We start from the raw sequence: 14,898 nt of genomic DNA, 5'->3' as shown, positions 1-14,898 counted from the left end.
ACGGGGATTTGATAGCATTTCTTTACTAACTTTCCAGTTACTTAAGTTCTTTTTATGCGAAAGGATTCTCGGTCGGATACAGCATTCCCTTCGGCTGATTGAAATTCAGATCCTCTACAGGTACGCCGATGTACTTGAATACTTCGTACAGAGCCTTGCCGAAGTGTCCGAAAGCAACAGCACCGTGGTGAGGGAAGTTCTTCTCGATCAGTACGTGACGATAGAAACGTCCCATTTCGGGGATAGCGAAAATACCGATACCACCGAAGGATCTGGTAGCTACAGGAAGTACTTCACCCTGTGCAATATATGCGCGCAGCTTGTTGTCTGCGGTAGACTGCAGACGATAGAAGGTGATGTCTCCGGGAACAATATCTCCTTCCAGAGTACCCTGGGTTACCTCTTCGGGAAGGGTTCTTGCCATGATCATCTGGTACTTCATGTTGCAGGAGGTCAGCTTCTTGGAGTTGGTGTTACCGCAATGGAATCCCATGAAGGTGTCATTGTGGGTATAGTTGAATTTACCCTTGATGGACTCTTCGTACATATCATCGGGAACAGTGTTGTTGATATCCAGCAGAGTTACGGTATCTGCGCTGACGCAGGTTCCGATGAACTCACTTAAGCAGCCGTAAATATCTACTTCACAGGATACGGGGATGCCCATACCGGTGAGACGGCTGTTCACATAGCAGGGTACGAAACCAAACTGGGTCTGGAATGCCGGCCAGCACTTTCCGGCAATGGCTACATACTTACGATATCCTCTGTGAGCCTCGATCCAGTCTAACAGTGTCAATTCATACTGAGCCAGCTTAGGCAGTACTTCGGGCTTATGGTTGCCTGCCCCCAGTTCTGCTTCCATCTCTTTTACCTTGGCGGGGATTCTCTCGTCTCCATCATGCTTCTTGAAGGCTTCGAACAGATCCAGTTCGGAGTTCTCCTCGATCTCTACCCCCAGATTGTACAACTGCTTGATGGGTGCATTACAAGCTAAGAAGTTCAAAGGTCTGGGGCCGAAGGAAATGATCTTCAGATCACTTAAGCCCACAATAGCTCTTGCGATAGAAATGAACTCATGCAGCATATCTGCACATTCCGCTGCAGTTCCTACGGGATTCTCAGGGATATAAGCTTTTACATTACGAAGCTTTAAGTTGTAGCTTGCATTCAGCATACCGCAGTAAGCATCGCCTCTGCCGCCTACCAGATCATTCTGGGTCTCTTCTGCTGCTGCAATGAACATTGCAGGACCGTCAAAATGCTTTGCCAGTAAGGTCTCGGAAATCTCGGGGCCAAAGTTGCCCAGATATACGCACAGTGCATTACAACCTGCCTTCTTGATGTCTTCCAGAGCCTGTACCATATGGATCTCGCTCTCTACGATACATACCGGGCACTCATAGACACTGTCTGTTCCATACTTCTCAGTATAAGCCTTCATCAGAGCTTTTCTTCTGTTCACGGAAAGACTCTCGGGGAAACAGTCACGGCTGACAGCCACAACGCCAATTTTTACTTCGGGTAAATTACTCATTTTGTAATCCTCCTATTTTCGTTTTCTTTTTCTCTACACCATTTATTTTACCGCCGTCATACATCCATGCAGGGGATTCCGGCGTTCAAATCTTTTTATTCTGCCACCATTATTTGCTGACATCCAGATTCTCTCCAACAAGCCCGAGGAAGCTTCCCTCTGGAAGTCCACCCTCCGCATGGCCGATCAGCCATTTGTTCGTAGCGGCAAGCAGCGCATCCTCGCTGGGTGCCTTGCCCTGCTCCACCTTCTGATGTGCTCCTTCTAACGGATAGTTAGTGCCCTGAGGTAACACGATGGCTACCTGGAATCCCTGTCCGTCTACTCCACAGGGAGCATAATGCAGAGAAGTTGCGAAGACCTCTACACCGGTTCCGGCCGGTACTAAAAATGCTTCCATCTTAGAAGTATCGTAGGTAAAATCTTCTGCCACATCCGCTAACAGCCCCAGGATCAGGATAGCATCCGTTGCTGCCACATTAATTTCGGAACTTCTGTGATATTCCACGGCATTCAGTTTGGAATTATGGCCATTGCAGTAACCGATCTGTACAGGCATTTCTCCGTATGTGATGGTCTCCAGTTCTTTTTTCACAGGTAATGCTTCCAAAGCATTGATCCCGGGCTCGTACACCACGCCGTCAGGAACCGGAGTCTTTTTCATTTCTTCCACCAGCTGTGTAAAATCCACATTGGTGATCACTCTGCCATACTTACGAAATGCAGGATCTTTTACAGATAAAATATGCATTCTACTCTACCAACCTTTCTCTATTATAGCTCAAACTTAAAATTACGAGGTTCATTTTATTATGTTGTTGTTTGATTTTTCTACGCGTTATTTAATGATCTCAAACAGCGGTCTGCATGCCGGATAGATCTGGCGGAATTTCTGATAGCGGTCTTCATATTTTGCCACCAGTTCCGGATCCGGTTCTACCGTTCCGGTGACTTTGACGAACCTCTCCGCGATCTCCTCCACACTTGCATATTCCCCACAGGCTACTGCCGCCAGCATGGCACCGCCCATGGCCGGTCCTTCTTCGCTTTCTATCACATCCACCTTCAGATTCAGGATATTGGCGATCATCTTCTTCCACAACGGGCTCTTGGCTCCGCCACCGCAGATCTTGGTCCGCTCCAGATGGATTCCCAGAGATTTTGCCACCTCCAGTGAATCACGCAGTGCAAATGCCACGCCTTCCAGTACCGCCTGCGTCATATCGGCTCTGGTGGTATCCATGGTCATTCCGATAAAAGTTCCTCTGGCATTGGGATCATTATGGGGAGAACGCTCGCCCATGAGATACGGCAGGAAGTAGACATGATTTTCTCCCAGCTTCTCAATCTGCGCCTGTTCTGCGGCATAATCCTTCGTTCCGATGATCTCATCCATCCACCATTTATTACAGGAAGCGGCACTCAGCATGCAACCCATGAGATGGTAATGTCCGTCTGCGTGGGCAAAGGAATGCAGGGCATTGTGCTGATCTACTCCGAAATGATTGGAGGAAATAAAGATTGTTCCACTGGTACCCAGGGAAATATTACACATATTGTCTCCTACAGTTCCGGTACCTACAGCGGCGGCCGCATTATCCCCGGCTCCCGCCGCTACCACAACATTTGCGGGAATCCCCAGTTCGTCTGCCACCTCCGGCAATACGCAGCCCACCTTTTCATAACTCTCATAACAAGTGGCCAACTGCTCTTCTCTCACTCCGCAGATCTCACACATTTCCTTCGACCAGCAACGGTTCTTCACATCAAACAATAACATCCCGGAAGCATCTGATACATCCGTACAATGTACGCCGGTCAGACGATAAGCTATGTAATCCTTCGGCAACATGATCTTTTTGATCCGTGCGAAGTTCTCTGGCTCATTCTTTTTCACCCAGAGGATCTTCGGCGCGGTAAATCCGGTGAAAGAAATATTCGCAGTGTACTCCGACAACTTCTCTTTGCCGATCACATTATTCAGATAATCGCATTCCTCTGTGGTTCTGCCATCGTTCCAGAGGATGGCAGGGCGGATCACCTGATCCTTCTCATCCAGAATGACCAGTCCATGCATCTGTCCTCCGAAGCTGATGCCTGCCACCTGGCTCTTGTCTGCATCTTTCAAAAGCTCCCGGATGCCCTCCATAGTCTGTTCATACCAGTCCTCCGGCTTCTGTTCCGACCAGCCGGGATGTGGGAAATACAAAGGGTATTCCCGGGATACAATATTCCGGATGTTCCCTTCACTGTCCATTAAAAGCAGTTTTACCGCCGAAGTGCCCAGATCGATTCCAATATATAGCATGAATCTTCCTCCTACGTTTGTGCTGTGATCCATTTTCGTTCCTTTTCGTGCCCGTGCACGTTATAGTCTTATCATAACTGTTGTGAAAAAATTTTTCAAGTAGAAGTTTTTATGTTTTCAGTATTTTTTCACTAAAAAGTGAAGATGGAATTTCATCATTCATCATCCATTCAGCGTGCCCGGACAAATTCTGCACTTTCGTTGACGTCCCTCTGGAAATATGATACTTTTATAACTAGATACCTGGGACAGATATTACGGAAAGGCATGAGTATTCTATGGCAACCATCAAAGAAATCGCCGCATTGGCCGGAGTATCCCGCGGCACTGTGGATCGCGTCTTAAACGATCGCGGCGCAGTAAACCCGGAGACCGCCGAAAAGATCAGAAAAATTGCAAAAGAGCTGGACTATAAACCCAACCGCGCCGGTCTCGTTCTGGCAGCGCAGAAAAAGCGGCTGAAGCTGGGTGTCATTCTGTTTTCCACCGGGAATCCTTTTTTTCAGGATGTTCTGGCCGGAATCAATGAAAAGGCGGAAGAGCTGGCAGGTTACAACTGTACCGTGATCACCAAACAGATTTCTTTCGGTGTGGAGGCCCAGTTACGGGCAGTCAAAGAGCTTCTTGCAGAAGAAGTGAACGGCATTGCCATGACCCCTTACAACGACGAACGGATCCGCGACTGCATCAATACTTTATACGAGCAGGGGATTCCCGTGGTCACGCTGAATACAGACATTGAAAATTCCAGACGTATCGCTTATGTCGGCAGCAACTACACCCGCAGTGGTGCCACCGCCGCCGGTCTTCTGCAATTGATGACCTCCGGCACGGTAAACGTGGGTATTGTCACAGGTTCCTCCAACATTCTCTGTCACACAGAGCGCATTGCGGGATTTCTGAAGACATTAGAACCTTTCTCTGACCGGATCCGCGTCGTGGATACCGTGGAGATCCACGATGACGAAGTGGAAAGCTACGAAAAGACAACGACACTTCTGTCAAAGCATCCGGAGATCAATGCACTGTTCTTCGCCGCCGGCGGTGTCTACGGAGGCTGCCGCAGTGTAGAGGCTCTGGATAAAAAAAAGGCGATCCGGATCATTGCTTTTGATCTGGTCCCCACCACCCGCCAAATGCTGGAAAATGACACCATTGCCGCCACCATCTGCCAACAGCCGAAAATTCAGGGCAGCAAACCTCTTTCCCTGCTGTTTGCCTATCTGACGACCGGCGAAAATCCGGAAAAAGAATACAATTATGTAGCGGTAGATATCCGGATCAAAGAAAATATCTAAATAATTCTTAAGATTCTTCCGACACTCTTGTCATTCACAACATATAGTACTATAATATACACATTATCTACGAAATGTTGTTTTGAGGGGTACAAAAGCGGGGGAGTCTTTGATCCATGAATTTATCTGATCTGAAAAGAAATGCATATATGTTGCGGGGTTCCGATGCAAAACGTGGCTACATGCGCTGGTGGCATTCCTTCCAGGGCATTTGTCCAACGACGCAGGAAACCCGCACTTTTTTTGTAGAATACAGCATTTTAAATCCAGCTCTCGGTACTTCCCAGCCTATTTTAGGTCAGCATCCCTACTATAAACGTCATGGTCTGAAACCATCTTATCTCTGCATAAAAGCCGGTGTATTCCCTGAGCCGGGAGATAGCGGGCTCCAGCTTCAGGCATATTATCCCCTGACCTCTCTGCAGGTGGTCCAGGATCCCTTTTACATGCAGTTTGAGGATTGTGTCTACAGCGAAAACCGGATCAGTGGTTCGATTGATATCTCCGATGAGGTTGCAAGACACCGCTCTCTTATGACCGATGCGGGCAGTTTTATCTGGGATCTGGAAGTGCATAAGGCGGTTGCCTGTCATACCGGCTATATTGCCAATGCTTTTTTTACCGCAGTTCATGCCCTGGAAAGTTTCTGGCATGGGGAAGGTATCCGTACCTTTTTCCGTGGGACCGTCATTTTGAACGGTGTCACCTACGAGGTAACTCCCGAGACCTCCTACGGCTATGCGGACAAACATTGGGGCCGCAGTTACAACCAGCCCTGGCTGCAATTTGCTTCCGGCCACCTGATCAGTGAGAAAACCGGGCGGGAATTGAAGCATTCGGCTCTGGCCATCGACGGCTGTTGTCCGAAATTTCTCTTTTTCCCCCTGCGACGCAGGATTCTGATGCAGCTGACCTATACCGGGGAAGATTTCGAGTATCATTTTGGCAGACCTCTTACACTGTCCCGCTGCAAGTGGAAAGTGAAAGAGACCAACAAACGTTTTATCTGGCATTTCAAAGCCCAGAACCGCACTTCCGTTGTACGGATCTCCGGAAGCTGCAGCAAAGAGCAGATGATGCCGTTACTCTATGAAAGTCCTGACGGAAAAGTATCCGACATTCCTCTCTGGGAAGGCGGCAATGCAACAGGCACCATAGAACTATACCGGAGAATCGGCGGTTCCCTGGAATTGATCGATCGTCTGCAATTTAAAAACGGATTATGTGCTTATCAGCGTTCCTGATTTTCGTCCGGGGAATAAAAGATAACTGCAATTTAAAAAGCTGTTGCCACAGATCACTCTGTTGACAACAGCTTTTGTTGTTTATCCTATGTAGCTTAGATTGCCTCTTCCGGCTCCTCCAATGCTTTTTCGTAACTCTCCAGGATCACCCTTTGCAAATTCTCTCTGGTGGAAGAATTGATGGGATGTGCGATATCCCTGTATTCTCCGTCCGTTGCCTTCTTGCTCGGCATTGCAATGAACAATCCCTTTTCACCTTCGATCACCTTGATATCATGTACGACGAATTCATCATCCAGTGTAATGGATACGATGGCTTTCATCTTGCCTTCCTTGGTGATCTTACGAACACGTACATCTGTAATCTGCATTTGCTAACCCCCTTGGTGTTATCGTGATCCCTACGCATTTCTCCGCCCTGCAGGCTCTCGAAACGCTACAGATATTCGTATTCCGGGCTATCGCCCTACTTACTCATATCTGTTAGATTCCCTAATGATCACATTGCCCTGCCTGCAAGCAGTCTCGCAATGTAGTCATTGAGAATCCGGATCACTTAGATCACGTATCGTTCATTCCTCTCAACTACGATCTTAACTTCGCCTTCTCCCACAAAGTACGAATTTGCACGGATCGTGTCACGGCTCTCTACAATACAGTTTTCAATATGCGTGTTATCTCCAATATACACATCATTGAGGATAATGGAATTCTTGATCACACAATTATTGCCGATATAGCTCTTCTTAAAGATCACGGAATTCTCTACCACACCGTTGACGATACATCCACTGGATACCAGGCTGTTACGCACCTGGGAACCGGGATTATATTTTGCGGGAGGCAGGTCATCCACCTTGGAATATACGTCCGGATACTGCTTGAAGAAATAGTTTCTCACATCTGCTTTCAAGAAGTCCATATTGGTGCTGTAGTAATCATCCACAGATGCGATATTTCTCCAGTATTCCTTGATCTTGTATCCATAGATTCTCTTCAGATCCTTGTAACGGATCAGGATATCTCTTACGAAATCGTAGCGGTCTTCCTCAGCACACTTCTCGATCATCTCGATCAGCAGTCTGCGTCGAACCACATAAATACCACAGGAAATGGTATTGGTCTTCGCCTGTAAGGGCTTCTCCTCGAACTCTTCGATACGACTTTCCTCGTTCATTCGAATCGTCCCGAAACGCTCTACATTCGTACCGGCTTCCATATCGCGGCAGACTACAGTGATATCTGCTTTTTTCTCGATATGGTATTCCAGCACCTTATTATAATCCAGCTTGTATACACAGTCGCCGGATGCGATAACTACATAAGGCTCATGGCTGTTCTTCAAAAACTGCAGATTCTGGTAAATTGCATCTGCGGTTCCTCTGTACCAGTTGCTGTTCTCTGCTGTTACAGCGGGAGTGAATACATATAATCCACCCTGTTTACGTCCGAAATCCCACCATTTGGAAGAATTCAGATGCTCGTTCAGACTTCTTGCATTGTACTGGGTAAACACTGCCACCTTCTGAATATGAGAGTTGGTCATATTACTCAGTGTAAAGTCAATACTGCGGTAGCTGCCTGCAATCGGCATCGCACATATAGCTCTCTTCTGGGAAAGTTCCCGCATCCTGTGATTGTTACCGCCTGCTAAAATAATTCCAATCGCTCTCACTGCTATTCACCTGCCTTAATTAATGTTTTGCCGCTTGCGAGCTGGGAATCCTCATAATCTGCAGCAGCTGTCACTCCGGATATCACTGAGTTTTTGCCTACGCTGATACCGTCAGGAATCACGCTCTTCTCACCGATGGTTACAAGTCCGTGGTTGTAAATATGAGGTGCCGTATCGTTCTCCGCTTCTTCACCGACACCTAATTTTACCTGATTACCTACCACAACATTCTCTGCGATAATCGCCTTGTTGATCTCACATCCTTCACCGATCTGGGTCTGGTTCATGATAATGGAATCCCGGATCACGGTTCCCTTACCAATCGTAACACCACATCCGATAACGGAATTGTATACCTCCCCATAGACATCGGATCCCTCACCAATGATACTGCGCTCTACCACACTGTCGGCAGCAATATAATCAGGGGGCTGGATCTCGCTCTTGGTATAGATCTTCCAGTATTCCTCATACAGGTTGAATTCCGGTACGATATCGATCAGTTCCATGTTGGCTTCCCAATAGGAACTCAAAGTACCTACATCCTTCCAATAACCGGTGAACTCATACGCATACAGCGGAGCTCCCTTTTCATGACAGTAAGGAATGACATGCTTGCCAAAATCCAGTGCCGGCTGATCTGCCATAGCGATCAGTGCTTCCTTCAATGTCTTCCAGTTAAATATGTAAATACCCATACTTGCAAGATTGCTTCTGGGATGTTCCGGCTTCTCTTCAAATTCGGTGATGCGATGGTTCTCATCTGCGATCATGATGCCGAAACGGCTGGCCTCCTCCATGGGAACAGGCATTACCGCAATAGTAACTTCTGCATTGTTGGCCTTGTGGAAATCCAACATCACTTCATAATCCATCTTATAAATATGATCTCCGGAAAGGATCAGCACATACTCTGGATTATAGCTCTCCATATACTCCAGGTTCTGATAGATCGCATTCGCAGTACCGGTATACCATTCACTGTTGGTACTCTTCTCATAGGGAGGCAGCACGGTCACTCCTCCGATATTACGATCCAGATCCCAGGGAATACCGATTCCGATATGGGTATTCAGTCTGAGGGGCTGGTACTGTGTCAGTACGCCTACCGTATCCACTCCCGAATTAATACAATTAGAAAGGGGAAAATCGATAATGCGGTACTTGCCTCCAAATGCAACGGCAGGTTTAGCAACCTTGGATGTCAAGACACCCAGACGGCTTCCCTGTCCTCCAGCCAATAGCATGGCTATCATTTCTTTCTTAATCATATCCTCACCTCTATCTAGCCTTCCACCTGTTGTAATAAATAGTCGCTCGCGGCTATTATCCGATGTATCCATCTGTCTCGAAAAAGTGCCTGCTCTTTCCTTCGGATGTGATAATCTGATTATAACACATTGCCAAAGGAAAGTGAATATTTATTACTAGGTTTTTTTGTCATTTTACGATTTTCATATCCAATTTTTACATAATTAACTTATCTTTTGTAAGCTTTTTGTCAATTTATGCCAATCCCGTCTGGATTGGTTTTGCAAAAAATAGTAAACTTACACATTTTTTCAAAATCGTACCTATGGATTGTTTTTTTTCGTTCCTATGTATATAATGTTAATAATAAGGTAACTGCTCTGAATAGTTACATAATAAGCAATGCAACTACACTATATTAAGGAAGTGCCAATATGTATCAGATAGACTTTAATCACCCCTCGTCCATTTATTTTGTAGGTATCGGCGGTATCAGCATGAGCGGTCTCGCAGAGATTCTGAAGGATGCCGGCTTCCGTGTGTCCGGTTCCGACCGTTCCAAAAGCCCCCTCACCGAAACTCTGGAAAGAAAGGGGATCAATGTATTTTATGGACAACGTGCCGGGAATATTACCGATGATATCGATTGTGTCGTATTTACCAGCGCGATTCACAAAGACAATCCCGAATATGTCGCTACTATGGAAAAAGGGATCCCGCATCTCACCAGAGCGCAGCTTTTAGGAGAGATCATGCAGAATTACAAGACCCCTATTGCCATCAGCGGTACTCACGGCAAGACCACCACGACCTCCATGGTCAGTGAGATTCTGCTGCATGCCGGTACGGATCCCACTCTGTCCATCGGCGGAATGTTAAAAAGCATCGGTGGCAACATCCGTGTCGGCAGTACCGATCTGTTCGTTACAGAAGCCTGCGAATACACCAACAGCTTCTTAAGCTTTTTCCCCAGGATCGGTATGATCCTGAATATCGAAGAAGATCACCTGGACTTTTTCAAGGATCTGGAGGATATCCGGAATTCCTTCCATAAATTTGCAAAGCTTCTGCCCGCTGACGGCTGTCTGATCATCAACGGTGCCATTGACAGATTACAGGAGATCACAGGGGATCTGGACTGTCGCGTGATCACTTTTAATAAAGAAGCGGTCAACAGTGACGGGTCCGCTGCCGATTATTATCCCTCGGATATTACTTTTGACGAGTTCGGTCATCCTTCCTTTACGCTTCACCGGCATGGAGAAGTGTCCGGCAATTTTTCTCTGCAGGTTCCCGGAGAGCATAACGTATGCAATGCCATTGCTTCCATTGCCCTGGCCGATTTGCTGAAGATCGATCGCGAGGTTACCGCTTCTGCCCTGCACGGTTTCACCGGTACAGACCGCAGATTCGAATACAAGGGCACCATCGGCGGTGTCACCATTGTGGATGATTATGCACATCATCCCACCGAGATTGCAGCCACCCTGCATGCGGCAGCGAATTATCCCCACAAGACCCTCTGGTGTGTCTTCCAGCCACATACTTACACCAGAACCAAGGCATTCATGAAAGATTTTGCCAAAGCCTTAAGTCTGGCAGACAAAGTCGTCCTGGCAGATATTTATGCTGCCCGTGAGACCGATACCCTGGGAATCAGTTCTGAGACGCTCCAGACAGAGATCCGGGCACTGGGCCATGAATGTTACTATTTTCCTTCTTTTGATGAGATTGAAAACTTTTTATTAGAAAATTGCATAAACGGTGACCTGTTGATAACTATGGGTGCCGGAGATGTAGTAAAAATCGGTGAAAACCTGCTTGGCAAATAGTTGTCCACATTATCCACAGGAAACACCGGGGATTATCCCCGTTTTCCCTGTGGATATTTTGTTGTTTTCCTGTGGATAATTTTCTGTCGGATTTTGGCGATGATCTGCCGATATATAGGGTTTTCTCGATACACCGTCTTTTGGTATCCACAATATCCACCGTTTCCACATTTTTATCCAGGAGTCCGAAAGTCCAGTGTTTACAAGGTTTTCCGGCAAATTGACTATTTCTTTTTCACAGGTCTTATGCTATACTTGGTCTTACTTTGAAAAAGGAACGATTTGTGAAAGAAGGTATTGTGTGTTATGGCACGGATAGCGCTCTATAAAGATAATTATGCAGATTCTACGGTAGTATCCAATCTGTTTATTGATGAATATATGAAAGATGCCAACGACGCACAGCTGAAGGTCTATTTCTATCTGCTGCGCATGCTGAATGCGGAACAGGCTATCAGTGTGTCCGGAATTGCGGACAAGTTCAACCACACGGAAAAGGATGTGATCCGTGCACTGAAATACTGGGAAAAGCAGCAGATCCTGGATCTGGACTTCGATGATAACAAAACACTGGTAGGGATTCATCTTCGTGATCTGAGCACGCAGGCTGCTCCTGCCCCCCAGCATAATGTCCTGCTGACCTCCGGTCCTTCGCAGATGCAGAATACTCCCGCCGGAGTCTCTGTGATTCCTGCCGCTGCTATTCCGCAGGTTCCGGCTGCAGTTGTACCGGCAACACCCCAGGAAACTGTCAACCCTTACGCAAAGCCGGCTTATTCTCTGGATCAGTTACGGGAATTCAAGGAACGGGAAGAGACCTCCCAGCTTCTCTTTATTGCAGAAGCTTATATTGGCAAGCCTCTGACTCCTTCCGAGATCAAGACGATCCTGTTTTTCACCGATGTACTGCATTTTTCAGAGGATCTGATCGATTATCTGCTACAGTACTGTGTGGAGCGCGGCAAGAAAGATTTCAAATACATAGAAAAAGTTGCTGTCAACTGGGCGGAAGAAGGAATCACCACCCCGAAGCAGGCGCAGAAATTCTCCACCCGCTACGACAGAAGCGTATATTCCATTATGAACAGCTTAGGACGCAGTACCTCTCCCACAGCGAAAGAACTGGAATTCATCAACCGTTGGACCAGAGATTACGGTTTCAGCACAGATATTATACTGGAAGCCTGTGAGCGCAGCTCTCTGGCTACGGACAAGCATCGCTTTGAATATGCGGAAGGAATCCTGAACAGCTGGAGACAGGCTAATGTACGCCACAAGGCCGATATTCAGCAGATGGATGACTCTTTCCAGAAGAAAAAGACTGCGAAGCCCGCTTCTTCCGGGTCCTCCAACCGCTTTACACAGTTTACCCAGAACAGCTACGATTTCGCCGCTCTGGAAAAGGAAATTTTAAGTAACTAATATTCAGATATTGAACAACCAGCAATGAGCAGATAAGGGGAACCGACCGTGTCACTGACTAACGCACAATACAATTCTATTATGAAGGGCTATGAGCAGACCAGAGACCGCAACCGTCACCTGGCAGAGCAGCGCCGCCGGGAAATTTATACAAAGCTTCCGGAATACGGAAGACTGGATGAGTCTGTCGGTGAACTTTCCGTGGCGCAGGCAAAGCTTTTATTGAACGGTGATGACGAGGCGCTTACCAGACTGCGTTCTTCTCTAAAGGAAATCTCCCGTCAGAAAAGAGAATTGCTCACGTCCGCCGGATACCCAGCAGACTATCTGGAACCCGTCTATGACTGCCCCGATTGCAAAGATACAGGTTATATTGACAGTGAAGATGGTCTTCGCAAAAAATGTCACTGTTTTCACCAGCAGGAACTGGATATTCTCTATGAGCAGTCCCATATCCGGGATATGATCGCTTCTGAGAATTTTTCCAACCTTTCTTACGAATACTATCAGGGCGATGATCTTACGCATTTCCGAAAATGCGTGGATGTCTGTCGCAATTTTGTACAAAACTTCAAACAAGACTACCACAATTTATTCTTTTATGGTACAGTAGGTACTGGCAAAAGCTTTTTGTCGGGATGTATCGCCAGTGAATTATTGCAAACCGGTCATTCCGTGATCTATTTCAGTGCTTCCGGGCTGTTTGATACTCTTGCCCGTTATGCCTTCGACAGCAGGGCAAAAGAAGCTCTCTCCGGATTCTACGAGGATCTGTATAACTGCGATCTGCTGATCATTGATGACCTCGGCACAGAGATGACCAATACTTTTGTAGCCTCCCAGCTGTTCTCCTGTCTGAATGAGAGACATCTGCGGAAAAACGCTACGATCATCTCCACAAATTTGAGTCTGGAGGAACTGCGCGACCGGTATTCAGACCGGGTATTTTCCCGTATCACCAGTCATTACGATCTGTGTAAGCTGACCGGCCCCGATATTCGTATGTGCAAAAAGCGTATGCAGAATACATCTGACAATTAATCATTTGTTTGTAACAGAACAGTATACAGAATCAGAAAGTGAGGATCACCCCAATGGCGAATCGTGAAGAAAAAAGAAATCTGGAGACTATCCCCGTCGGCTCTCTGGGCATTATTTCCCTGCCCGGCTGCAAGCCTTTAGGTGAGAAGGTAGACCAGTATCTTGTAAAATGGAGAGCAGAGAGAGAAAGCGAACACAAAGAGTCTCTGGCATTTGCAGGCTATCAGAGAGAATCCTATCTTCTGGATGCCAAAGTACCCCGTTTCGGTTCCGGTGAGGCAAAGGGACAGATTCTGGAATCCGTCCGCGGTACTGATCTCTATCTGTTAGTAGATGTCCTGAACTACTCCATGACCTATTCCCTGTGTGGCAACGAGAACCATATGTCTCCCGATGATCACTATCAGGATCTGAAGCGTATCATCGCAGCTGTCGGCGGTAAGGCCCGTCGTATCACTGTGATCATGCCCTTCCTGTATGAGAGCCGTCAGCACAAGAGAACTTCCCGCGAGTCTCTGGACTGTGCACTGGCACTGCAGGAGCTGGTAAGCATGGGTGTAGACAACATTATCACTTTCGATGCACATGATCCCCGTGTACAGAATGCCATTCCTCTGCACGGCTTTGAGACCGTACAGCCTGCATATCAGTTTATCAAAGGTCTGTTACGCAATGTAAAAGATCTGCAGCTGGATTCCAGCCACATGATGGTCATCAGCCCGGATGAAGGTGGTATGGGACGTGCCATCTACATTGCCAACGTTCTCGGTCTGGATATGGGTATGTTCTACAAGAGAAGAGATTACACCCGCATCGTCAACGGTCGTAACCCCATCGTAGCTCATGAATTCCTGGGTACCAGCGTAGAGGGCAAGGATATGATCATTATCGATGATATGATCTCCTCCGGTGAAAGCATGTTGGAAGTTGCCGCTGCTCTGAAGGAGCGTAAAGCCAACAAGATCTTCGTCTTCTCCACCTTCGGCCTCTTCACCAACGGTCTGGACAAGTTCGACAAGGCTTATGAGAACGGCATCATCGATAAGGTACTGACCACCAACCTCATCTACCAGACTCCGGAATTACTTCAGAGAGAATGGTACATCAACTGTGATATGAGTAAGTACATTGCTTACATCATTGATACTTTGAACCACGATTCTTCCATCAGCGATCTGTTGAATCCAAATGAGAGAATTCAGAATATCGTTGCAAAATATAAGACGGGTGAGCTGTAAAGCTCACCCGTCTCAGGCTGTAGACAAAGCGCCTTCCTGCGAGGGAGCTTTT

Annotated in this window: 12 protein-coding genes; 6 read left to right on the top strand and 6 right to left on the bottom strand. The window is 47.1% G+C overall.

Features of this window, described 5'->3' with window-relative positions; genetic code table 11:
- Nucleotides 1-52 precede the first annotated feature (52 nt).
- The 3 genes from DW835_RS16925 to xylB form a co-directional block, all read right to left on the bottom strand.
- The gene (locus DW835_RS16925; protein ID WP_117467483.1) at nucleotides 53-1,537 is read right to left on the bottom strand and encodes an L-fucose/L-arabinose isomerase family protein; all 1,485 of its coding nucleotides are present in this window, start codon (nucleotides 1,535-1,537) and stop codon (nucleotides 53-55) included.
- A 109-nt stretch (nucleotides 1,538-1,646) separates the two neighbouring features.
- Nucleotides 1,647-2,288, bottom strand: coding sequence for a DUF4867 family protein (locus DW835_RS16920; RefSeq protein WP_118505651.1), 642 nt, complete (start codon nucleotides 2,286-2,288; stop codon nucleotides 1,647-1,649).
- An 87-nt stretch (nucleotides 2,289-2,375) separates the two neighbouring features.
- Nucleotides 2,376-3,845 (bottom strand): xylulokinase, encoded by a 1,470-nt coding sequence (gene xylB, locus DW835_RS16915; RefSeq protein WP_118669741.1) that lies wholly within the window; start codon nucleotides 3,843-3,845, stop codon nucleotides 2,376-2,378.
- A gap of 278 nt (nucleotides 3,846-4,123) precedes the next feature.
- On the opposite strand from xylB, the gene DW835_RS16910 reads away from it, so the two are divergent.
- Entirely contained in the window at nucleotides 4,124-5,143 is a 1,020-nt protein-coding gene (locus DW835_RS16910) for a LacI family DNA-binding transcriptional regulator (RefSeq protein ID WP_117467489.1), read from the top strand.
- 116 nt (nucleotides 5,144-5,259) lie between these two features.
- Entirely contained in the window at nucleotides 5,260-6,387 is a 1,128-nt protein-coding gene (locus DW835_RS16905; RefSeq protein WP_117467490.1) for a hypothetical protein, read from the top strand.
- Nucleotides 6,388-6,482: 95 nt separating this feature from the next.
- Here DW835_RS16905 and spoVG read toward each other — a convergent pair whose 3' ends face one another.
- The 3 genes from spoVG to DW835_RS16890 form a co-directional block, all read right to left on the bottom strand.
- Nucleotides 6,483-6,758 carry a septation regulator SpoVG gene (gene spoVG, locus DW835_RS16900; RefSeq protein ID WP_022312401.1) on the bottom strand — a complete coding sequence of 92 codons (276 nt, stop codon included), beginning with the start codon at nucleotides 6,756-6,758 and terminating at the stop codon, nucleotides 6,483-6,485.
- Between the two features lie 185 nt (nucleotides 6,759-6,943).
- Nucleotides 6,944-8,062, bottom strand: coding sequence for a glucose-1-phosphate adenylyltransferase subunit GlgD (gene glgD / locus DW835_RS16895; RefSeq protein WP_117467492.1), 1,119 nt, complete (start codon nucleotides 8,060-8,062; stop codon nucleotides 6,944-6,946).
- A 2-nt stretch (nucleotides 8,063-8,064) separates the two neighbouring features.
- Entirely contained in the window at nucleotides 8,065-9,333 is a 1,269-nt protein-coding gene (locus tag DW835_RS16890) for a glucose-1-phosphate adenylyltransferase (RefSeq protein WP_118731467.1), read from the bottom strand.
- 414 nt (nucleotides 9,334-9,747) lie between these two features.
- On the opposite strand from DW835_RS16890, the gene murC reads away from it, so the two are divergent.
- The 4 genes from murC to DW835_RS16870 all read left to right on the top strand — a co-directional run bounded on the left by murC (nucleotide 9,748) and on the right by DW835_RS16870 (nucleotide 14,846).
- Nucleotides 9,748-11,145, top strand: coding sequence for a UDP-N-acetylmuramate--L-alanine ligase (murC, locus tag DW835_RS16885; protein WP_118669745.1), 1,398 nt, complete (start codon nucleotides 9,748-9,750; stop codon nucleotides 11,143-11,145).
- Nucleotides 11,146-11,451: 306 nt separating this feature from the next.
- Complete coding sequence (locus DW835_RS16880) at nucleotides 11,452-12,567, top strand: DnaD domain protein (protein ID WP_118669746.1); 1,116 nt, start codon at nucleotides 11,452-11,454, stop codon at nucleotides 12,565-12,567.
- Nucleotides 12,568-12,615: 48 nt separating this feature from the next.
- Nucleotides 12,616-13,608, top strand: a complete 993-nt coding sequence (locus DW835_RS16875; protein ID WP_117467500.1) for an ATP-binding protein — start codon at nucleotides 12,616-12,618, stop codon at nucleotides 13,606-13,608.
- 53 nt (nucleotides 13,609-13,661) lie between these two features.
- Complete coding sequence (locus DW835_RS16870; RefSeq protein ID WP_022312395.1) at nucleotides 13,662-14,846, top strand: ribose-phosphate pyrophosphokinase; 1,185 nt, start codon at nucleotides 13,662-13,664, stop codon at nucleotides 14,844-14,846.
- The last annotated feature ends 52 nt before the right edge of the window (nucleotides 14,847-14,898 follow it).

It is taken from the genome of Clostridium sp. AM34-9AC (assembly GCF_003480225.1).
Lineage (GTDB): Bacteria > Bacillota > Clostridia > Lachnospirales > Lachnospiraceae > Acetatifactor > Acetatifactor acetigignens.
The sequence above is the reverse complement of the archived record's forward strand: the minus strand, read 5'-3'. Positions and strand labels throughout refer to the sequence as shown.